This is a genomic window from Bradyrhizobium aeschynomenes (assembly GCF_013178945.1).
GTDB classification, from domain to species: domain Bacteria; phylum Pseudomonadota; class Alphaproteobacteria; order Rhizobiales; family Xanthobacteraceae; genus Bradyrhizobium; species Bradyrhizobium aeschynomenes.
In genome coordinates this window covers 143,492-164,273 of the sequence record NZ_JABFDM010000006.1, presented here as the reverse complement: position 1 = coordinate 164,273, position 20,782 = coordinate 143,492, and the positions used below count along the sequence as shown (strand labels likewise).

The following is a 20,782-nucleotide window of genomic DNA, read 5'->3' as shown; positions in this document are numbered from 1 at the left end:
TCAGGCAGTAGGATTCGAAAATGAAATTCAGCAATGCGGACATCGGTCGCCCCACCGGTTGATCAAGTGGGTGGAGGATGCCGGCCTCCTGTTTCCGGACATTGTCGTGGGGCAGGGGAAACGGTTTCGTCCGGCCGCGGCCCGGTTTCGCGCCGTCCCGCTACGACGCCCGCGCTTCCGCATTCCCGAAGATGAAGTTGTTGCAATAATCCTTCCGCTTCCAGAACCATTCACCGTCGGCGCGCTGGTGAATCTCCGGATCGAACGCAGACAAGGGGAGCAGCCGGCCCTTGCTGAGAAACTCCCCGGCATAGCCGAGGCCGCGCAGCAGCGAAAAGGTCTCCTTGACCCGATCCAGCGTGGCGAGACGGCGATCGCATTCGATGACGATCAGCGGCCGGCAGCGGCGCAAGGTGCGCTCGGCGCCGCGCAGCACGTCGAGCTCGGCGCCCTCGACGTCGATCTTGAGCGCGGAGACGTTGCCGCTTGCAGGAAGGTAATCGTCCAGCGAGATCGTCTGCACCTCGATCGCCGTCGAAGTCTCCGCGGGCTGCAGCAGCGAGGCGCCGGGCTGGTGTCCCTCGGGCACGAACAGTGTCTTCCTGCTCGACGACGAATATACGGCCCGTGGCTCCACGACGACGTTGTCGAGCGAAAACCTGCGGCAGAGCCGGGACAATCCTGCGGCGAGCTCCGGCTGCGGCTCGAAGGCGATGACACGCCCCGGCGCGGACCATTGCGCAAGCCAATAAAGAAAGCTGCCCTTGTTGGCGCCGATGTCGCAGACGATGTCGCCGGGCCTGATGTTTCGCCGCAGCTCGGCCAGCTCGGTCCGGTGGTCGCGATACCTGGATCGCAAGACCCTCACCAGGAACCGCAGTGCTTCATGCGTCGCCAATCAACCCTCCGACCACGAGTCGGTCCCGCCAATGATTCTGGGACCGGATGCCTAGGCCTTCCCCGCCGTTACCGCAACATTCAGACATGAAGGCCGGCCGCGGCGGCAGCATGGCGCCAAGGCGGCGCCGCGTGGCGTTTGCGGAAGACGGCGCCGATGCCCTGGTTGGATGCTCGCTGCTGCGCATAGGCTTGTGGCCCCGTCCGCCAGCGGTCTTGGGCCCGGCAATCGTGCGGTACTGTCCTAATCTTTTCCCTTTCGGAGACTACCGCAGGTCGTAGGAGTTGCGGCAGATGCCAGGGGGTGATCCACTCTCCCTTGAGGAGGCGAAACGCGATGAAACTGAATGTGACGATCCTGATGGGCGAGCCGGTGTCCGGCGACGACGCCGTTCTGCTTGGCAAGCTCAGCCCCGCAGGGGTCACGGTCGATCGCGTCCTGCCCCGGCTGGCGATCGTGACCGGTTCGATCGATCCGTCCCAGCTGTCGACGTTGCGGGCCGTCCCGGCGTGAAGCGCGTGGAGGAGGCGGGCGTGTTTCAGCTGGCGCCGGACACCTGAGCGAGCGGCGCGCAGCGAAACCGCGAGTGGACGAGCCCGGCCGGGCAATTCCGCCGGGCTTCTGAATTTCAAGGCTCTTGCGGCTCAGGCCGGCGTTCGACCGAAATGGTGGTGCCGCCAGCGAGGGCTCGCCGTACGTACAGACGGAGATCGGCGACCCGATGTCTGATTGAGGGACGCCGTTGCATGACGTCATCGGCCTGATGCCCGCGTGGCGATCCCAGCAGGACTCGAACCTGCAACCCGCGGAGTAGAAATCCGCTACTCTATCCAGTTGAGCTATGGGACCGTCGTCACGGCGTGAGCGTCGGCGAGGGCGTCACGGGATGAACGCTTGCGGGCCGGGAGGCCCGGCCGGCGCGGCATCCATAGCACGGGTCATATGAAAAATCTTCGGTTTCGCCAAGTCCGGCCGAACCGGAACGGCGCGAGGCGCGACCAAGCGGAGGCGGAGGAGGGCGCGCGCCCTCGTTTCCCGTGTTCGTGGCGCCGGTTGACGGCCGCTACGGGCCTTGCCGGTATGCCATGTCCTGTGAATTGCCGTTGATGAACAGATTTTTACGGCCGGACGCGCCCGCCGATGGCCGCCCCCACGGCGGGGCGCTATTCTGGCGCTACAACCGCTGCCATCAGTCCGTCACCATTTCGCGTCCATTCTCGCCACGAATCGGCCAAACACGGGCGGCCTTCCGCTCGTGCCGAAGAGCCGCCCAAAAGATCCGTCCAAGGAGCTGTCCCATGATCGGTCTGGTTCGCGCCGCCGTCCTCTGCGCCATCATGGCGCTCGGTCTCGTCTTTGCCGCCGGTTCGGCCGACGCGGCCGACAAGGCGTTCAAGCGCGACGATCTGGCGGACGCCGCCATCAAGCTGGAGGCGCAGATCAAGAGCGAGGCGGGGGCGGTCAACAAGCCGCTGTCGACCTTGCGCACCGATGCCGACGCGGCGCTGCGGCGGAACGACCTGCGCACGGGCTTGCAGATCCTCGGCCAGATCGCGACCGCGGCGCCGGATGATTCCGGCAACTGGCTGCGGCTGGCGCGCACCGTGCTTAACCAGATCAAGCCGATCAACACGTCCGAGCAGACCTTCCTGCTGGAGCGGGCCTCGACGGCGGCCTATATCGCCTATCAGCGCGCCGGCAATGCCGGCGAGGAGGCGGATGCGCTCGCCGTGCTCGGCAGGACCATGGCCGAGCGCAAGCTGTGGCGGCCGGCGCTGGATACGCTGCGGATGTCACTCGATCTGCGCGAGGTCGCGGATGTCCGTGGGCAATATGAGCGGATGCGCGACGAGCACGGCTTCAAGCTGCTCGACTACACCGTGGATTCGGACTCGGCGAGCCCGCGCGCCTGCTTCCAGTTCTCCGAGGATCTCGCCAAGCGCACCGACTTCTCGCCCTTCGTGGCGCAGGCCGGCAATGACAAGCCGGCGCTGACCTCGGAGGAGAAGCAGCTCTGCGTCGAGGGCCTCAAACATGGCGAGCGCTACAACATCAATCTGCGCGCCGGCCTGCCCTCTGGCGTCAAGGAGAGCCTGCCGAAATCGGCCGAGTTCAACATCTATGTCCGCGACCGCAAGCCGTTCGTGCGCTTCACCGGCAAGGCCTATGTGCTGCCGCGCACCGGGCAGAAGGGCATTCCGCTGGTCAGCGTCAACACGCCGGCGGTGAACGTCAACGTGTTCCGGATCGGCGACCGCAACCTGATCAACACGGTCATCGACAGCGATTTCCAGCGGCCGCTGTCGAGCTACCAGCTCAGCGAGCTCGGCGACCAGCGCGGCATGAAGGTGTGGAGCGGCGAGCTCTCGACCGCGATGACCTTGAACCAGGACGTCACCACCGCGTTCCCGGTCGACCAGGCGATCAGCGACATGCAGCCCGGCGTCTATGTGATGACGGCGGCGCCGAAGGGCCCGGCCAGCGGCAACAGCGACGAGGACAGCGGCCAGCTCGCCACGCAATGGTTCATCGTCTCCGACCTCGGCGTCGCCGCGTTCTCCGGCAATGACGGCATCCACGTGTTCGTGAACTCGCTGGCGTCGACCGATCCGGTGGCGCGTGCCGAGGTGCGGCTGGTGGCGCGCAACAACGAGATCCTGGCAACGCGCAAGACCGACGAGGCCGGCCACGTGCTGTTCGAGACGGGGCTGGCGCGCGGCGAGGGCGGGCTGTCGCCGGCGATGCTGACGGTGTCCGGCGAGAAGGCCGACTATGCCTTCCTCAGCCTGAAGACGACGGCGTTCGATCTGTCCGATCGCGGCGTGTCCGGGCGCGAAGCGCCCAGCGGGCCGGACGCGTTCGTCTATTCCGAGCGCGGGGTCTATCGGTCCAGCGAGACCGTCTATCTCACGGCGCTGCTGCGCGACGGCAAGGGCAATGCCATGACCGGCACGCCGCTGACCCTGGTGGTCGAGCGTCCCGACGGCGTCGAATTCCGCCGGGCCGTGCTCCCCGACCAGGGCGCGGGTGGGCGCTCCTTCGCGGTGGCGTTGAACTCGGCGGTGCCGACCGGCACCTACCGCGTGCGCGCCTTCACCGATCCGAAGGGCGCGGCGGTCGGCGAGACCACTTTCATGGTCGAGGACTACGTTCCCGAGCGGCTGGAATTCGACTTGTCCTCCAAGGACAAGCAGATCAAGGCTGATGTTCCGGTAGAGGTGAAGGTCGACGGCCATTTCCTCTATGGCGCGCCGGCATCGAGCCTCCAGCTCGAGGGCGATCTGCTGGTCACCACCGCCGCCGAGCGGCCGGGTTTTCCGGGCTATCAGTTCGGCGTCGCCGACGAGGAGAGCGCCTCCAACGAGCGCACGCCGATCGAGGGGATGCCGGAGACCGACGACAAGGGGGCGGCAACCTTCCCGGTCAGCCTGCCGAAGCCGCCATCCTCCAGCCGGCCGCAGGAGGCGCAGATCTATGTGCGCATGGCCGAGACCGGCGGCCGCGCCGTCGAGCGCAAGCTGACCTTGCCGGTGGCGCCGAAGGCGGCGCAGATCGGCATCAAGCCGTCCTTCTCCGGCAGGAGCGTCGGCGAGGGCGACAAGGCCGAGTTCGACATCGTGTTCGTCTCGCCCGAGGGCAAGACGCTGGCGCGCAACGGCTTGCGCTATGAGCTCTTGAAGATCGAGTCGCGTTATCAGTGGTACCGGCAGAATTCCTATTGGGCGTATGAGCCGGTGAAGTCGACCAAACGCGTCGGCGACGGCGACGTTACGATCGCGGCGAACAAGCCGGCGCGGCTGAGCTTCCAGCCGGAGGCCGGGCGCTACCGGCTCGATGTGAAATCGGCGGAGGCCGACGGGCCAGTGACCTCGCTACAGTTCGACGTCGGCTGGTACACCGAGGGCAGCGCCGATACGCCGGACCTGCTGGAGACTTCGATCGACAAGCCGCAGTATCAGTCGGGCGACACGATGGTCGTCACGGTGAATGCGCGCACCGCCGGCAAGCTCACGGTCAACGTGCTCGGCGACCGGCTGCTGACGACGCAGACCACGGACGTCAAGGAGGGCACCAACCAGGTCAAGCTTGCCGTCGGCAAGGATTGGGGCACGGGCGCCTATGTCGTGACGACGCTCCGCCGTCCGCTCGATGCGGCCGCGCAGCGCATGCCGGGCCGCGCGCTCGGGTTGGCCTGGTTCGGCATCGACAAATCCGCGCGCACGTTGAATGTCGCGCTGAGCCCGCCGGCGCTGGTGCGGCCGGGTTCGGCGCTGAAGATCCCGGTGAAGGTCGGCGGGCTCAATCCCGGCGAGGACGCCAAGATCGTGATCGCCGCGGTCGATGTCGGCATTCTCAATCTCACCAACTACAAGCCGCCGGCGCCGGACGATTATTATCTCGGCCAGCGCCAGCTCTCGGCGGAGGTCCGCGACCTCTATGGCCAGCTGATCGACGGCATGCAGGGCTCGCGCGGCCAGATCCGCTCCGGCGGTGACAGTGGCGGAGCCGAGCTGCAGGGCTCGCCGCCGACGCAGAAGCCGCTGGCGCTGTATTCGGGCATCGTCACCGTCGGGCCCGACGGCAACGCTGAGGTGAGCTTCGACATTCCGGAGTTCGCCGGCACGGCGCGCGTCATGGCGGTGGCGTGGAGCGCGACCAAGGTCGGCCGCGCCAATGTCGACGTCACCGTGCGCGATCCCGTGGTGCTGACCGCGACCTTGCCACGCTTCCTGCTGTCTGGCGACCGCGGCACGCTGTCGTTCGACGTCGACAATGTCGAGGGCGCGCCCGGCGACTATGTCGTCAGCATCAAGGCGAGCGGGCCGGTCAAGGTGTCCGGCAATGCCAGCGTCACCTTGAAGCTCGCGGCCAAGCAGCGGGCGTCGTCGACCTTGCCGCTGGAGGCCTCTGGCACGGGCAAGGCGCAGCTCGATGTCGACATCAAGGGGCCGAATGGCCTGACGCTGGCACGGCACTATCAGCTCGACGTCAAGCCGGCGACACAGGTGCTGGCGCGGCGTTCGATCCGCACCTTGGCGAAGGGCGAGAGCCTGACGCTGACGTCGGACATGTTCTCAGATCTCGTGGCCGGCACCGGCACGGTGTCGCTGTCGGCGGGGCTGTCGACCGCGCTCGACGCGGCGACGATCCTAAAGGCGCTCGATCGCTATCCGCATGGCTGCTCGGAGCAGATCACCAGCCGCGCGATGCCGCTGCTCTATGTCAACGAGTTGGCAGCGGGAGCGCATCTCGCCATGGACACCGAGGTCGACCAGCGCATCCGCGACTCGATCGACCGGTTGCTGGCGCGGCAGGGCTCGAACGGCTCGTTCGGGCTGTGGTCGGCCGGCGGTGACGATCCCTGGCTCGACGCCTATGTGACGGACTTCCTGACCCGCGCCCGCGAAAAGGGCTTTGCGGTGCCGGACGTGCTGTTCAAGAGCGCGCTCGACCGCGTCAGGAACTCGGTGGTCAATGCCGAGGAGCCGGAGAAGACGGGCGGCCGCGATCTCGCCTATGGCCTCTACGTGCTGGCGCGCAATGGCGCGGCGCCGATCGGCGACCTGCGCTACCTCGCCGACACCAAGCTCGGCAATCTCGCAACGCCGATCGCCAAGGCGCAGCTCGCCGCCGCGCTCGCGCTGGTCGGCGACCGCGCCCGCGCCGAGCGGGTCTATGGCGCCGCGGCCGACAGCCTCGCGCCAAAGCCGGTGCTGGTGTTCGGCCGCACCGACTACGGCTCGGACCTGCGCGATGCCGCCGCGCTGGTCTCGCTGGCGGGCGAAGGCAATGCGCCGCGCGCGACCTTGACGCAGGCGGTGGCCCGTGTCGAAGCGGCACGGGGCCTGACGCCGTACACCTCGACGCAGGAGAATGCGTGGATGGTGCTGGCGGCGCGCGCGCTCGCCAAGGAGACGCTGACGCTGGATGTCAACGGCCAGGCGGTGAAGCAGGCGCTGTACCGCAGCTACAAGGCGGCCGAGCTGTCGGGCCAGCCGCTGAAGATCACCAACACCGGCGAGGCGCCGGTGCAGGCGGTGGTCTCGGTGTCCGGCTCGCCGCTGACGCCGGAGCCGGCGGCGTCGAACGGCTTCAAGATCGAGCGCGGCTACTACACGCTCGACGGCAAGCCGGCCGACATCAAGACGGCCAAGCAGAACGACCGCTTCGCCGTGGTGCTGAAGGTCACCGAGGCCAAGCCGGAATATGGGCACATCATGGTGTCGGACTATCTGCCGGCGGGGCTCGAGATCGACAATCCGCGCCTGGTGTCGTCGGGTGACAGCGGCACGCTCGACTGGATAGAGGACGGCCAGGAACCGGTGAACACCGAGTTCCGCGACGACCGCTTCACGGCCGCGCTCGACCGTGCCGCCGATTCCAAGGCGGTGTTCACGGTCGCCTACATCGTCCGCGCGGTGTCGCCCGGCAAGTACGTGCTGCCGCAGGCCTATGTCGAGGACATGTACAATCCCTCGCGCTATGGTCGCACCGGGACGGGCTCGGTGGAGGTCCGCGCGGCGAAATGAGCGAGGGTGGAACCAGCGGTGATGGACGCACGACGGAGCTCCACTCTCCGTCGTCATGGCCGGGCTTGACCCGGCCATCCACGGCCGCGCGCGAGGACGGCGTGGATGCCCGGGTCAAGCCCGGGCATGACGAGAGGGGAGGGCGCGTCGCAAAACGTCTGGTGGCACTTGCGCTCCTGCTGATCTTGGTCATAACGACGGCCCTCACCGTCTACACCATCTCCCTAGGCCCGCTGCCGCTGCGCGAGGCAAGAGCCGTCTCCACCACGGTCGTCGATCGCCACGGCAAGCTGCTGCGCGCCTATGCGATGGCGGATGGGCGGTGGCGGCTGCCGGTCAGCGCGAAGAAGGACGTCGATCCGACCTATCTGAAGCTACTGTTTGCCTATGAGGATCAGCGCTTCTTCGACCATCACGGCGTCGACCCGCGCGCGCTGGCCCGCGCTGCGATCCAGCTCGGCTCGCATGGCCATATCGTCTCCGGTGGTTCGACCATCACGATGCAACTCGCGCGGCTGCTGGAGCCGAGGCGGCAGCGCTCGCTGCATGCCAAGCTCAGGCAGATCGTGCGCGCGCTCGAGCTCGAGCAAAAGCTTGGCAAGGACGAGATCCTCGATCTTTATCTGACGCTCGCGCCTTACGGAGGCAATCTCGAGGGCATCCGTGCGGCGTCCATCGCCTATTTCGGCAAGGAGCCGAAGCGCCTGTCGCTCGCCGAGGCCGCGCTGCTGGTGGCGCTGCCGCAGTCGCCGGAGACGCGACGGCTCGATCGGCACCCGGAGGCCGCGCGTCGCGGCCGCGACCGCGTGCTCGACCGCATGGTCTCGGAGAACGTGATCTCGGCCGAGGAGGCCGCCCAGGCGAAGGCGCAAGCCGTGCCGGCGTTCCGCAAACCCATGCCGATCCTGGCGCCGCATGCCGCCGACCAGGCCACGGCCATCGTGAAGGACCAGCCGATCATCCGGCTGACGCTGGATGCCTCCTTGCAGAAGGTGCTGGAGCCGCTGGCGCGCGACCGCGCCATCGCATTGGGACCGAGCGTCTCGGTCGGCATGATCGTCATCGACAATGACAGCGGCGACGTGCTCGCGCATGTGGGTTCGGCGGATTATTTCGACGAGAAGCGGGCAGGGCAGGTCGACATGACCCGCGCGGTGCGCTCGCCGGGCTCGACCTTGAAGCCGTTCATCTACGGCCTCGCCTTCGAGGACGGCTTCGTGCATCCGGAGAGCCTGATCGAGGACCGCCCGGTGCGCTTCGGCTCCTACGCGCCGGAGAATTTCGACATGACGTTCCAGGGCACGGTGCCGGTGCGCAAGGCGCTGCAACTGTCCCTGAACGTGCCGGCCATCGTGTTGCTCGACCGTGTCGGCGCCAGCCGGTTGTCGTCGCGGCTGAAGCAGGCGGGCGGCAATCTGGTGCTACCGAAGGACGAAGCTCCGGGCCTCGCGATGGGCCTTGGCGGCGTCGGCGTGACCCTCCAGGATCTCGCGCAGCTCTATGCCGGCTTCCCGCGGCTCGGCACCACCCGGCCACTGCGCGAGATCATGACCGCCGACGAGAAGGGCGATGCGCGTGAGCCGATGCGGCTGATGGATCCGGCAGCCGCCTGGCAGGTCGGCAATGTGCTGCTGGGGACGCCGCCGCCGGAGAACGCCGCGCGCAACCGCATCGCCTTCAAGACCGGCACCAGCTACGGCTATCGCGACGCCTGGTCGGTCGGCTTCGACGGGCGCGTCACCATCGGCGTCTGGGTCGGCCGTCCCGACGGCGCGCCGGTGCCCGGCCTGATCGGCCGCGTGGCGGCGGCGCCGATCCTGTTCGACGCGTTCGCGCGCTCGGGCAAGCTGCCGGCGGCGCTGCCGAAGCCGCCCAAGGGCGCACTGGTCGCCAGCAATTCCAAGTTGCCGCTGCCGCTGCGCCGGTTCCGGCCGGTCGGCGAACTCGTGCGCACGGGCGCGGAGCAGGCGCCGCACATCCAGTTCCCGCTGAACGGCTCGCGCATTGACGTCGACCGTTCCGCAGGGCCCGAAGCGTCCGTGATGCCTGTGAAGGTCTCGGGCGGCGTGCTGCCGCTGACGATGCTGGTGAACGGCCTGCCGGTCGGCGAGATCGACAGCCGGCGCCAGCGGCTGATCGACCCGCCTGGGCCGGGCTTTGCCCGCCTCACCGTCATCGACGCCACGGGCGCTGCGGACACAGTTGTGGTCAGAATCCAGTGACCGTTCGCTAAGCGGTTGTCGGCATGGCGGTTTCAGCGTATTCGGAACCCCATGGTCGAGACCTATGCCCGCCCCCGTTTTGGAGAGCCGCGCGAGCCGAAGAACCTGGTGAATCCGGGCAATCGGCTGGTGCGGATGATCGATGCCGTCACCGTGAGCCATGCCAGGGCGGTTGCGTTCCTGCTCGTCTGCGGCTTGCTGCTGTTTCTGCCCGGCTTCTTCACGATTCCGCCGATCGATCGCGACGAGGCGCGCTTCGCGCAGGCGACCAAGCAGATGGTCGAGAGCGGCGACTATGTCGACATCCGCTTCCAGGACGACGTGCGCTACAAGAAGCCGGTCGGCATCTACTGGTTGCAATCGGCTGTCGTTGAGACCGCGTCCGCGATCGGGCTGCCGCGTGCGCAGCTGCGCATCTGGGTCTATCGCATTCCCTCGCTGATCGGCGCCATCGGCGCGGTGCTGCTGACCTATTGGACCGCGCTCGCCTTCGTCACGCGGCGCGGCGCCGTATTCGCGGCGCTCCTGATGTGTTGCTCGGTGCTGCTCGGCGTCGAGGCGCGGCTCGCCAAGACCGACGCCATGCTGCTGTTCACCGTCGTGGCCGCGATGGGCGCGCTGGCGCGCGTCTATCTGTCCTGGCAGCGGGGCGAGGATCCGGAGCATCCGCCGTGGGGCCCGCCGGCGATCTTCTGGACGGCGCTGGCAGGCGGCATCCTGATCAAGGGCCCGCTGATCCTGATGTTCGCGGGCCTCACGATCGTTGCGCTCGCGATCATGGATCGCGGCGCGGCGTGGCTGTGGCGTCTACGGCCAGTCTGGGGGCTGATGTGGATGCTCGTGCTGGTGCTGCCCTGGTTCGTGCTGATCTTCCTGCGCGCCGGCGATACCTTCTTTGCGGACTCCGTCGGCGGCGACATGCTGAGCAAGATCGGTGCACAGGAGTCGCACGGCGCGCCGCCCGGCCTTTATCTGCTCCTCTTGTTCATCACCTTCTGGCCCGGCGCGCCACTGGCCGCGATGGCCGCGCCTGCGGTGTGGCGGGCGCGGCGCGAGCCGGGCGCGCAGTTCCTGCTGGCCTGGCTACTGCCGTCGTGGGTCGTATTCGAGGCCGTGCTTACCAAACTGCCGCACTACGTGCTGCCGCTGTATCCGGCGATCGCCATCCTCACCGCGGGCGCGCTGGAGCGGCGCGTGCTGTCACGCTCCTGGCTGCGGCGCGGCGCCGCCTGGTGGTTCGCAATTCCGGCCATCACCTCGGTGGTCGCGGTGATCGGCGCCATCATCGTGACGCATCAGCCGGTGTTCCTGGCATGGCCATTCGTGGCTGCATCACTGATCTTCGGCCTGTTCGCGTGGTGGCTCTATGACGACGGCCGCGCCGAGCGCTCCCTGCTGAATGCCGGCGTGGCGGCAATGTTCCTGGCGTTCGTGGTCTACGGCGTGGTGCTGCCGGCACTGACGCCGCTGTTTCCCAGCGCCGAGATTGCGCGCGCCTTGCGCAACGTCGTCTGCGTCGGGCCCAAGGCGGCCGCTGCAGGGTTTCACGAACCGAGCCTCGTCTTCATGACGGGAACGTCGACGCAACTGACGGACGGCTCCGGCGCCGCCGACTTCCTGAGCCAGGGCACCTGCCGTTTTGCCCTGATCGAGCAGCGCACCGAACGCGCCTTCGTGCAGCGCGCCGAAGCCATCGGGTTGCGCTACAACGTCGCCAAGCGCATCGACGGCTACAACATCTCGCAGGGCCGTCCGGTCTCGATCGCGATCTACCGGTCGGAAGGGACCGAGTAGATGTCGGCCGAGACCCCATCGTCCTCGTCCGGCTATCTTTCTCAGCTCGCGCTGGTCGGGAAATTCTCGTTGGGGCGGTTGCTGCGGCGACCACAGACCGCGCCGGATGCATCGAGCCGGCGGCGCCTGTGGCGTGAGCTGATACTGGTCGGTGCCATCGGCATCGGGACCATCCTGGTGCTGATGGTCACTTTCGATGCCTACGAGATCGGGCTGATGCCCCCGCGCGGCACGCCCAGCCTGTGGCCGTGGCGAATCGTCACCGAGTTCGGCCAGGATGAATACGTGCTGGGCCTGCTGGCGATTGGCGTCGTCGTCACGATCCTGGTCGCGCCGCTGTGGCCCGAGGCCACGCGCAGCCGCCTGCTGAATTTCGCGACGCATGTTCAGTTCTTCTTCTTCGCGGTGCTGACCTCGGTGCTATCAGCCCAAGCGCTGAAATACATCATCGGCCGCGGCCGGCCGTTCGTCGGCGGCAAGGCGAACGCCTTCAACTTCGATCCGTTCAACGGCACGCCTGCCTATTTCAGCATGCCCTCCGCGCATGCAGTGACGGCTTTCGCGCTCGCCTTTGCCATGGCTGCCGTCTGGCCGCGATTGCGTGTTCCCATGTTCATCTATGCCGTCGTGATCGCCTTCAGCCGGCTCGTTCTGCTGGCCCACCATCCGAGTGACGTCGTCGCCGGCGCCGTGGTGGGCCTCGCCTGCGCCATGCTGGTCCGCTACTGGTTCGCAGCCCGGCGGCTCGGTTTTCGCCTGGCCAAGGACGGCCAAATCGTACCGCGCTAAGGGGGTTGATAGCCGGCTCCAAGCCCCATAATAAGCCTCCGCCGCAGCGCCCGGGGCAGGAACCGGTCCGATCAAGCCATCACGAGTCCCATTTTGTCGACCGAAACCCCCGTTGCCGTCTCCATCGTCGTTCCCGTGCGCAACGAGGCCGGCAACATCACGCCTCTGATCACCGAGATCGCGGCTGCGCTCGACGGTCTGTGGCCGTACGAGATCATCTACGTCAATGACGGGTCGACCGACGACACCGCGCAGCGGCTGTCCGAGGAGATGGCACGCCGGCCGAACTTGCGCGTCCTGCGCCATGAGAAGTCGTCGGGGCAATCGGCTGCGGTCCGCAGCGGCATCCGCGCCGCACATGGCGGCATGGTTGCGACGCTCGATGGCGACGGACAGAACAATCCGGCCTTTCTTCCCGAGCTGATCGCGGCCCTGGAAAAGGGCGGCGCGCGCGTCGGTCTCGTCGCCGGCCAGCGCGTCGGCCGCAAGGACACCGGCTTCAAGAAGCTGCAGTCGCGGATCGCCAACAAGATTCGCAACGCGGTGCTTAAGGACGGCACCCGGGACACCGGCTGCGGCCTCAAGGCGGTTCGCCGCGACGTGTTCCTGATGATGCCGTATTTCGATGGTCTGCACCGCTTTTTGCCGGCTTTGGTGCGGCGCGAGGGCTATGACATCGCCTATATCGACGTGATCGATCGTCCCCGGCATTCGGGCGTATCGAACTACGGCTTCTTCGACCGGCTGTGGATCGGGATCATGGATCTCGCCGGCGTGTGGTGGCTGATCCGCCGCAAGAAGCCGACGCCGGTCGCGATCGAGGTGACATGATGCTGATTCAATTCGGGCAGGCTTTCAGCAACTATCTCTACGACATCTTCATCGCCAAGTTCGATTTCTGGCTGGTGTTCGGCCTCGCCGCGCAGCTCGCCTTTGCGGCGCGCTTCCTGGTGCAGTGGATCGCGAGCGAGCGCGCGGGCAAGAGCGTCGTGCCGCTCGCGTTCTGGTTCTTCTCGATCGGTGGCGGGTTGATGACGCTGATCTACGGCCTCGTGAAGCGCGAGCCGGTGATCATCTTCGGCCAGCTGCTGTCGAACATCATCTACGTCCGCAACGTGATGCTGATCTTCAAGAACCGCCAGCGGGAATCGCAGACGCTGAGCAATTGAGCGGGGCGGGGGCCTCGCGCCACTACGTCATTCCGGGGCAAGGCCGCAGGCCTTGAACCCGGAATCTCGAGATCGGCTTGCGTCAGTTTTCAACGACAAGCAGATTCCGGGTTCAATCGCCGAATCGCAGCCGCGTTGCGTATACCCTTCGACCATTGCCCCGGAATGACGGGAAGATAGCAGATGCCGATGGCGGGACGCTCAGCGCGGCAGCGGCTGCGCGGACGAGGCGGGCACGGCGACGGTTGGAACGCTGTCGGTCGTTTCGCCGCGGCGGCTTGCGAGCTCGCCGGCCGCATCCAGCACCGGATAAGCGACCGAGCAGATGTGCGAGTGGATGCGCCGGAGATCGCGCAGCACGTCGAGATGCAATGAGGTGGTCTCCAGCGTTTCCGAGCGGCCCTCGCGCAGGCGCTCCAGATGCCGCTCGGTGGCGGCGAGCTCGGCGTTGCGGAGCTCGGCCTTCTGGTCGAGCAGTCGATGGGCCGGCTGGGCATCGCCCGACATGAAGATGCCGAAGGCGATGCGCAGCGATTCCATGATCTGGCGGTGGAACGCCTGCAACTCCTCGGCGCCTTCGATCGAGAACTGGAATCGGCGCTTGATCTTCTTGGTCGCGAGCTCGCTGAGGTTCTTGTCGATGATGTCGCCGATGTGCTCGAGGTTGATCGCGAAGGAGATGATCTCCATCGCGCGCTTGCCCTCGCGCTCGTCCAGGCTGCCGCGGGTCAGCTTGGTGATGTAGAGCTTGATCGCCTCATCGAGCCGATCGACGATGTTGTCCGTACGCGAGACCTGATCGACGAGGCCGCGATCATTGGTCATCATCGCGGTCATCACGTTGCGCAACATGGTCTCGACCAGGTCGCCCATGCGCAACGCCTCGCGCGCCGCATCGGCGAGCGCCAGCGACGGGGTTTCCAGCGCGGTCTCGTCGAGATAGCGCGGCTTGGCCGGATCGATTTCCGCCGGACGGTCCGGAAACAGTCTGACGAGCAGCTTCTCCATGCCGCCGAGCAGGCCGATGAAGACCACCGCCGTCCCGAGGTTGAAGGCCATGTGAAACTGTGCGGTCAGCTTCGACAGATCCGGCTGCCAGAGCTGCAGTTGTGCGGCCAGCGGATGCAGGAAAGGCGCAATCAGCGCCACGCCGATGATGCGGTTGAGGAGATTGCCGACGGGCAGACGATAGCTCGCGGGATTGTCTCGGCGCGCCCCCTCGAACACGGGATTGACCGCGCTGCCGAGATTGGCGCCGAGCACCAGCGCCAGCGCCGCATCGGCCGTGATGAAATGCGCATAGGCCAGCGACATGACCAGCAGCACGCTGGCGACGCTCGAATGCACGATCCAGGTCACGACCGCACCGAAGATGATGCACAGCGTCGCGTCGGCGGTGATGGCCTGCATGAACACGCGCATGGCCGGCGCTTCCTCGGCCGGCGCCAGCGTGTCGATCAGGATGTGGAGCGAGAGCAGCATCAGGCCGAGGCCGATCGATACCCGGCCGATGTCCTTGATTCGTGACCTGGGTCCGCTGCGGAACGCCACCAGCCCGAGTACGAACAGGATCGGTGCGACCGCCGCCACGTTGAAGGACAGCACCTGGACGATCAGCGTGGTGCCGATATTGGCGCCGAGCATGATGGCCAGCGCCGGGACCAGCCCGACCAGACCTTCCGCTGCGAAGGACGTGGTGATCAGCGCGGTCGCCGTGCTGCTCTGGAGCAGCGCGGTGAGGCCGAGCCCGGCGGCGAGCGCGGTGAACCGGTTTCGTAGCGCACGTGACAGCAGCAGCCGCAGATCCGGGCCAAAGGCGCGCAGGATGCCGCTGTGGACCATGTGCAGGCCCCACAGCAGCAGCGCTACGCCGCCCATCAGATCGAGCAGAACCATGATTCGCGTTCATTCCCACGTGTGTTCAGGCGAAGGCTACGCCCAATTGGTGGGGGATCAACGCCAATTTGTCGGCCACGGTTGCTCGATCCGGCGGCGCTCTGTCCTGCAGGCGGTATGGTCAGGCCGCGTTGAACGCGGCAAAGCCGCGATCGAGATCGGCCTTGAGGTCGTCGGTATTCTCAAGGCCGATGTGCAGCCGCAGCGTCGGACCACCGGGGGACCAGGTCGTCGCGGTGCGGTAGCTGGCGCAGTCGAACGGGATTGCCAGGCTCTCGAAGCCGCCCCAGGAGTAGCCCATGCCGAACAGGGTCAGCGAATCGAGCATGGCATCAACGGCCACCTGCGGCTTCGGTTGCAACACGATGCTGAACAGGCCGGAGGCGCCGGTGAAGTCGCGCTTCCAGATCGCGTGCCCGGGATGGCTCTCAAGCGCCGGGTGCAGCACCGTGATCACTTCGGGGCGTGCGGCGAGCCAGCGTGCCATCTCGAGGCCGGACCGGTGATGCTGGGCCAGGCGCACCCCGAGCGTCCGCACGCCGCGCAACGCGAGGAACACGTCGTCCGGGCCGGCGCAGACACCGAGCAGGCGGATGCCCTCGGAGATCAGAGGCCAAGCCTTCGCATTGGCCGAAATCGTACCGAACATGATGTCGGAGTGGCCGCCGATGTATTTGGTGGCCGCCTGCATGCTGATGTCGACGCCCTGGTCGAGCGAGCGGTGGTACAGCGGCGTGGCCCAGGTGTTGTCGTCGATGACGAGCGCGCCATGAGCGTGTGCGACCGCCGCAATGGCCGGGATGTCCGGCATTTCGAACGACTGCGAGCCGGGCGCCTCGACAACCACCGCGCGTGTATTCGGTTTGAGCAGTTGCTCAATTCCTGTGCCGATCAATGGGTCGAAATAAGTCGTCTCGACGCCGTAGCGCGCCAGCATGCCGTTGGAGAAATTGCGGGTCGGGCGGTAGATGCTGTCGCAGACGAGCACATGGTCGCCGGCCTTGAGCACCGACAACAGGGTCGTTGAAATGGCTCCCAGGCCCGACGGCGCGATGCCGACGCCGGCGCATTGCGGCCCCTCCAGCGCCATCAGCACCTGCTGCAGCGCCTTCGTCGTCGGCGTGCCGTGACGGCCATATTGGAATTCGCCGCGGTGCGCGTGCAGGTCCTCTGCGGTCGGATACAGAACGGTCGAGCCATGAACGACCGGAGGATTCACGAAACCGTGCTGCGCCTTCGTGTCCCGTCCCGCCGTCACCAGCCGTGTCTCGACGTTTTGTCGCACCGCCGCAGCGGGGTCGTTCGATGATGCCATTCGCGTGTCTTTTCTCTTTTCGGTCTGCAAGGATAGCTGAAATCGGGCCGGACTGCGGTGGTTAATAACAGAATGCAGAAGAGGGCCGTCAACCCCTTGACCCGGACCGCCAGTCGTTCTGTGATGCCGGCGCAATTCGATCGCTGCACGTTGAGGGGCTTGCCGCGATTTCCGCTCGATCAAGCATGCACGGCTTCGTTGTGCATGGCGAACGCCATATTGTTGGTACGGCGTTTGCAGACGCGGATTCAGGTCGGCCCATCCACGCGCTGAGATTTCATCGCTCCCCAAGGACGACTTGCGAAAGGCTGTATTATGAAATGCGTCACTCTGGCTCTCACTCTTGCTCTCGCCCCGGTGCTGGCGAGCGTCGGCGCTCAGGCCGAAACGCTGAAGACCGTCAAGGATCGCGGCATGCTCGCCTGCGGCGTCAGCCAGGGCCTCCCGGGCTTCTCGTCGCCCGACGACAAGGGCAACTGGACCGGGCTCGACGTCGACGTCTGCCGCGCCATCGCCGCTGCGATCTTCAACGATCCGACCAAGGTCAAGTTCGTTCCGCTCTCCGCCAAGGACCGCTTTACCGCGCTGCAGTCGGGTGAAGTCGACGTGCTGTCGCGCAACACCACCTGGACCCTTTCGCGCGACACCTCGCTGGGCGCCAATTTCGCCGGCGTGACCTACTATGACGGCCAGGGCTTCATGGTGAAGAAGGCCCTCAAGGTCAATTCGGCGCTCGAGCTCAACAGCGCCTCGGTCTGCGTGCAGACCGGCACCACGACCGAGCAGAACCTCGCCGACTACTTCAAGGCCAACAAGATGAAGTACGAGGTGATCGCGTTCGCCGGCGCCGACGAGACCGTGAAGGCCTATGAGTCCGGCCGCTGCGACGTGTTCACCACCGACGTCTCGGGTCTGTACGCCGAGCGCCTGAAGCTCTCCAATCCGGCCGATCACGTCGTGCTGCCCGAGGTGATCTCGAAGGAGCCGCTGGGTCCGATGGTCCGCCACGGCGACGACCAGTGGTTCGATATCGTCAAGTGGACGCTGTTCGGGCTGATCACGGCCGAGGAGCTCGGCGTCACCCAGGCGAACGCCGACGAGATGGCCAAGTCCGACAAGCCCGAGTTCAAGCGCGCCTTCGGCACCGACGGCAATCTCGGCGAGCAGCTCGGCCTCACCAAGGACTGGTTCTCGCGGATCGTCAAGGCGGTCGGCAACTACGGCGAGATGTATGATCGCAACGTCGGCGCCGGCTCCAAGCTGCAGATCGCGCGCGGTCTGAACCAGCTCTGGAACAAGGGCGGCCTGCAATACGCACCGCCGATCCGCTAAGACCTGCACGATATCGGGGCTGCGGCGAATGAGTATCGAAGCGAGGCTACCGCCTCCGCAATATGGGCTTCGTCTGAAGCGCATGCTCGGAGGCAAGGCAGGATGGAACGGCATCATCCTGCAGATCCTGTTCGTCGCAGTCCTGGTGTGGGTTGGTTATGAGATCGTCGCCAACGCACGCAGCAACCTCGCAGCCCAGCGCATCACGTCGGGCTTCGGGTTCCTCAACAACACGGCCGGTTTCGACGTCAACCAGACTCTGATCAGCTATTCCGGGTCCGACACCTATAGCCGCGTGCTGATCGTCGGCGTCCTGAACACGCTGCTGGTCTCGGTCATCGGCATCGTGCTGGCGACCATCCTCGGCTTCCTGGTGGCGCTGGGCCGCCTGTCGCCGAACGCGCTGCTGTCGCGTGTCTCCGGCGCCTATGTCGAGTTGATCCGCAACCTGCCGCTGCTGTTCCAGATCCTGTTCTGGTACCTTGCGGTGCTGGCGGCGCTGCCCGGACCGCGCCAGAGCATCTCGCTGTTCTCGACCTTCTTCCTCAACAATCGCGGCTTCATCGTTCCGCGCCCGGTCGAGGAGCCCGGCCTGATGCCGTTCCTGATCGCGCTCGGTGTCGCGATCGTCGGCTCCATTGGTCTGCACTACTATGCGCGGCACGAGCTGTTCGTGCGCGGCCACGCGATGCGGATCTGGCCCTATGTGGTGGGGCTCTTGGTCGGATTGCCGGTCGTTGCGATCGTGGTGTTCGGCGCGCCCATCGCGTTCGAAGTGCCGGCGCTCAAGGGCTTCAACTTCGCCGGCGGCTCCCGGATCATTCCCGAGCTCGTCGCGCTGACATTGGCGCTCACCATGTACACGGCCTCGTTCATCGCCGAGGTCGTGCGCGCCGGCATTCTATCGGTCCACAAGGGACAGATGGAAGCGGGGCTTTCGCTTGGGCTGAGCCGCGGCACCGTGCTGCGCCTGATCGTCGTGCCGCAGGCGCTGCGCGTCATCCTACCGCCGCTGACCAACCAGTATCTGAACCTGACCAAGAACTCGTCGCTCGCGGTCGCGATCGGCTATCCCGACCTCGTCTCGGTGTTCGCCGGCACGACCATGAGCCAGACCGGACAGGCCATCGAGATCATCGGCATCACCATGGGTGTCTATCTGGCGCTGTCGCTCATCACGAGCGCGATGATGAGCTTCTACAGCTGGCGGCTCGGCAAGAGGCTTGGTGCATGAACGCTTGGCGCATGACGATTTGGCGCACGAAGATTTGGCGCATGACGAGAATGGGCGCATGACCGATATCACCGCTTCGACCTTCATTCGTCAGGACATGGCCGGGGAGCGGCCGGCGCCGGTCAAGACGACGGGCTTCGTCGGTTTCGTCCGCACCCGGCTCCTGAACTCGCCGACCAACATCCTGCTCACGCTGGTGAGCGCGCTGCTGATCTGGTTCACCGTCATCCCCGCCTTGAAGTTCATGCTGGTGGATGCGGTCTGGGTCGGCAAGGATCGCGATGCCTGTCTCGCGGATAACGCCGGCCGTGCGGTCGGCGCCTGCTGGCCTTATGTCACGGCCAAGTTCGGCCAGTTCATGTACGGCTTCTATCCGGACGCCGAGCGCTGGCGGGTCAATCTGACCTACGCGCTCGCGGTGGTGCTGCTGGTGCCGCTGCTGATCCCCCGTTTGCCGGCCAAGGGCCTGAATGCGGGTCTGTTCTTTGTCGCGCTGCCGGTGGTCGCATTCTTTCTGCTGTATGGCGGCGGCCTGTCGGGCTTCGGCGTGAGCTGGACGACGAGCACGTTGCAGTTGTTCGTGGAGAGCATCGATACGGCCGGCAATGCGCTTATCCGCGCCGGCGCCAACGTGCCGGTCGTCGGCATGCTGTTGTGGCTGCTCGGCAAGCTCGTCTTGCTGATCGGAACCCTCGCATCCCTGGTGATCTGGCCGCTGGTCTGGATCCGCCATGAGCTGCAGCAATCCCACCAGCCGGTGTGGAATGATCTCGCGCTCACGGCCATCGCCGTCACCGCGCTCGTATTCGTGGTCGGCGGCGGCAGCAGGGCGCTGCGCAGCGTGATCGCGACGGCCGCGACCTTCGTCGGCATCGCGATCGTCATTGCCGTCATGGGTCTCGATCGCGGCGGCCTTCCGATCGTCGACACCCGGCTGTGGGGCGGCATGCTGGTGACGCTGGTCGTCTCGGTGATCGGCATCGTCGCCTCGATGCCGATCGGAATCGCGCTGGCGCTCGGCCGGCGTTCGACGATTCCGCTGATCCGGATCTTTTCGATCGCCTTCATCGAGCTCGTGCGCGGCGTGCCGCTGATCACGGTGCTGTTCTTCGCCACCTACATGCTGCCGCTGTTCCTGCCCGGCAATGTGCGCGTCGACGGCCTGGTGCGCGCGCTGATCGGCGTCGCGCTGTTCTCCGGCGCCTACATGGCAGAGGTGATCCGTGGCGGCCTGCAGGCCATTCCACGCGGCCAGGCGGAAGCGGCGAGCGCGCTCGGCCTGTCCTGGTGGAAGACCACGAGCTTCATCGTGCTGCCGCAGGCGCTGCGCCATGTCATTCCCGGCATCGTCAACAGCTTCATCTCGCTGTTCAAGGACACCTCGCTGGTGTCGATCGTGGCGCTGTTCGACCTGCTCGGCAGCCTCAAGGCCTCGTTCGCCGATCCGGTGTGGGCGACCCCGACGACGGCCTTCACCGGCTTTGCCTTCACCGGACTGATCTACTTCGCCTTCTGCTTCGGCATGTCACGCTACTCCCTGTCGGTCGAGCGCCGCCTCAACGCGCACCGGCGCAATTGAACAGAGATCATCGAGTAACAGATC

Annotated in this window: 13 protein-coding genes and 1 tRNA gene; 10 read left to right on the top strand and 4 right to left on the bottom strand. The window is 66.3% G+C overall.

All coding sequences use genetic code 11. From position 1 onward, the window contains the following. Window positions 1-160 precede the first annotated feature (160 nt). Entirely contained in the window at window positions 161-898 is a 738-nt protein-coding gene (locus HL666_RS18975; protein WP_172108749.1) for an FkbM family methyltransferase, read from the bottom strand. 336 nt (window positions 899-1,234) lie between these two features. Here HL666_RS18975 and HL666_RS18970 point away from each other — a divergent pair, with 336 nt between their 5' ends. Further along, the gene (locus HL666_RS18970; RefSeq protein WP_172182947.1) at window positions 1,235-1,411 is read left to right on the top strand and encodes a hypothetical protein; all 177 of its coding nucleotides are present in this window, start codon (window positions 1,235-1,237) and stop codon (window positions 1,409-1,411) included. 259 nt (window positions 1,412-1,670) lie between these two features. Here HL666_RS18970 and HL666_RS18965 read toward each other — a convergent pair. Then, window positions 1,671-1,747, bottom strand: a tRNA-Arg gene (locus HL666_RS18965). A 449-nt stretch (window positions 1,748-2,196) separates the two neighbouring features. Between HL666_RS18965 and HL666_RS18960 the strand changes: the two genes are divergently transcribed. From HL666_RS18960 to HL666_RS18935, 6 genes are all read left to right on the top strand, one after another. Next, window positions 2,197-7,428: an alpha-2-macroglobulin family protein gene (locus HL666_RS18960; RefSeq protein WP_172182945.1), complete on the top strand. Its 5,232-nt coding sequence runs from the start codon at window positions 2,197-2,199 to the stop codon at window positions 7,426-7,428. Window positions 7,429-7,529: 101 nt separating this feature from the next. Continuing rightward, window positions 7,530-9,650, top strand: coding sequence for a penicillin-binding protein 1C (gene pbpC / locus HL666_RS18955; protein ID WP_512699048.1), 2,121 nt, complete (start codon window positions 7,530-7,532; stop codon window positions 9,648-9,650). A gap of 51 nt (window positions 9,651-9,701) precedes the next feature. Next, the gene (locus tag HL666_RS18950; protein ID WP_172108757.1) at window positions 9,702-11,444 is read left to right on the top strand and encodes an ArnT family glycosyltransferase; all 1,743 of its coding nucleotides are present in this window, start codon (window positions 9,702-9,704) and stop codon (window positions 11,442-11,444) included. After that, on the top strand, window positions 11,445-12,233 hold the full coding sequence (locus HL666_RS18945; protein ID WP_172108759.1) for a phosphatase PAP2 family protein: 789 nt from the start codon (window positions 11,445-11,447) through the stop codon (window positions 12,231-12,233). A gap of 93 nt (window positions 12,234-12,326) precedes the next feature. Continuing rightward, the gene (locus HL666_RS18940) at window positions 12,327-13,064 is read left to right on the top strand and encodes a glycosyltransferase family 2 protein (RefSeq protein ID WP_172108761.1); all 738 of its coding nucleotides are present in this window, start codon (window positions 12,327-12,329) and stop codon (window positions 13,062-13,064) included. After that, a complete protein-coding gene (locus HL666_RS18935) occupies window positions 13,064-13,402 on the top strand; it encodes a lipid-A-disaccharide synthase N-terminal domain-containing protein (RefSeq protein ID WP_172109779.1) in 339 nt (112 codons plus the stop codon). Before HL666_RS18940 ends, HL666_RS18935 begins: the two co-directional genes overlap by 1 nt. 201 nt (window positions 13,403-13,603) lie before the next feature. Here HL666_RS18935 and HL666_RS18930 read toward each other — a convergent pair whose 3' ends face one another. Together HL666_RS18930 and metC are read right to left on the bottom strand one after the other, a co-directional pair. Continuing rightward, window positions 13,604-15,298, bottom strand: coding sequence for a Na/Pi cotransporter family protein (locus tag HL666_RS18930; RefSeq protein ID WP_172182941.1), 1,695 nt, complete (start codon window positions 15,296-15,298; stop codon window positions 13,604-13,606). A gap of 121 nt (window positions 15,299-15,419) precedes the next feature. Beyond that, a complete protein-coding gene (gene metC, locus HL666_RS18925; RefSeq protein ID WP_172183258.1) occupies window positions 15,420-16,613 on the bottom strand; it encodes a cystathionine beta-lyase in 1,194 nt (397 codons plus the stop codon). Window positions 16,614-16,928: 315 nt separating this feature from the next. Here metC and HL666_RS18920 point away from each other — a divergent pair, with 315 nt between their 5' ends. The 3 genes from HL666_RS18920 to HL666_RS18910 are packed head-to-tail and all read left to right on the top strand — an operon-like array spanning window position 16,929 to window position 20,758. Further along, window positions 16,929-17,945, top strand: a complete 1,017-nt coding sequence (locus tag HL666_RS18920; RefSeq protein ID WP_172182939.1) for an amino acid ABC transporter substrate-binding protein — start codon at window positions 16,929-16,931, stop codon at window positions 17,943-17,945. Between the two features lie 28 nt (window positions 17,946-17,973). Continuing rightward, complete coding sequence (locus tag HL666_RS18915) at window positions 17,974-19,179, top strand: amino acid ABC transporter permease (RefSeq protein WP_172108767.1); 1,206 nt, start codon at window positions 17,974-17,976, stop codon at window positions 19,177-19,179. A gap of 58 nt (window positions 19,180-19,237) precedes the next feature. Continuing rightward, window positions 19,238-20,758, top strand: a complete 1,521-nt coding sequence (locus HL666_RS18910; RefSeq protein ID WP_172182937.1) for an amino acid ABC transporter permease — start codon at window positions 19,238-19,240, stop codon at window positions 20,756-20,758. Window positions 20,759-20,782 lie beyond the last annotated feature (24 nt).

Bases quoted from the DNA above. Each gene is read 5' to 3' on its own strand.
- metC (WP_172183258.1), bottom strand. From the start codon at position 16,613: ATGGCATCATCGAACGACCCCGCTGCGGCGGTGCGACAAAACGTCGAG.
- HL666_RS18970 (WP_172182947.1), top strand. From the start codon at position 1,235: ATGAAACTGAATGTGACGATCCTGATGGGCGAGCCGGTGTCCGGCGAC.
- HL666_RS18910 (WP_172182937.1), top strand. From the start codon at position 19,238: ATGACCGATATCACCGCTTCGACCTTCATTCGTCAGGACATGGCCGGG.
- HL666_RS18935 (WP_172109779.1), top strand. From the start codon at position 13,064: ATGCTGATTCAATTCGGGCAGGCTTTCAGCAACTATCTCTACGACATC.
- HL666_RS18950 (WP_172108757.1), top strand. From the start codon at position 9,702: ATGGTCGAGACCTATGCCCGCCCCCGTTTTGGAGAGCCGCGCGAGCCG.
- HL666_RS18930 (WP_172182941.1), bottom strand. From the start codon at position 15,298: ATGGTTCTGCTCGATCTGATGGGCGGCGTAGCGCTGCTGCTGTGGGGC.
- HL666_RS18960 (WP_172182945.1), top strand. From the start codon at position 2,197: ATGATCGGTCTGGTTCGCGCCGCCGTCCTCTGCGCCATCATGGCGCTC.
- HL666_RS18920 (WP_172182939.1), top strand. From the start codon at position 16,929: ATGAAATGCGTCACTCTGGCTCTCACTCTTGCTCTCGCCCCGGTGCTG.
- HL666_RS18945 (WP_172108759.1), top strand. From the start codon at position 11,445: ATGTCGGCCGAGACCCCATCGTCCTCGTCCGGCTATCTTTCTCAGCTC.
- HL666_RS18915 (WP_172108767.1), top strand. From the start codon at position 17,974: ATGAGTATCGAAGCGAGGCTACCGCCTCCGCAATATGGGCTTCGTCTG.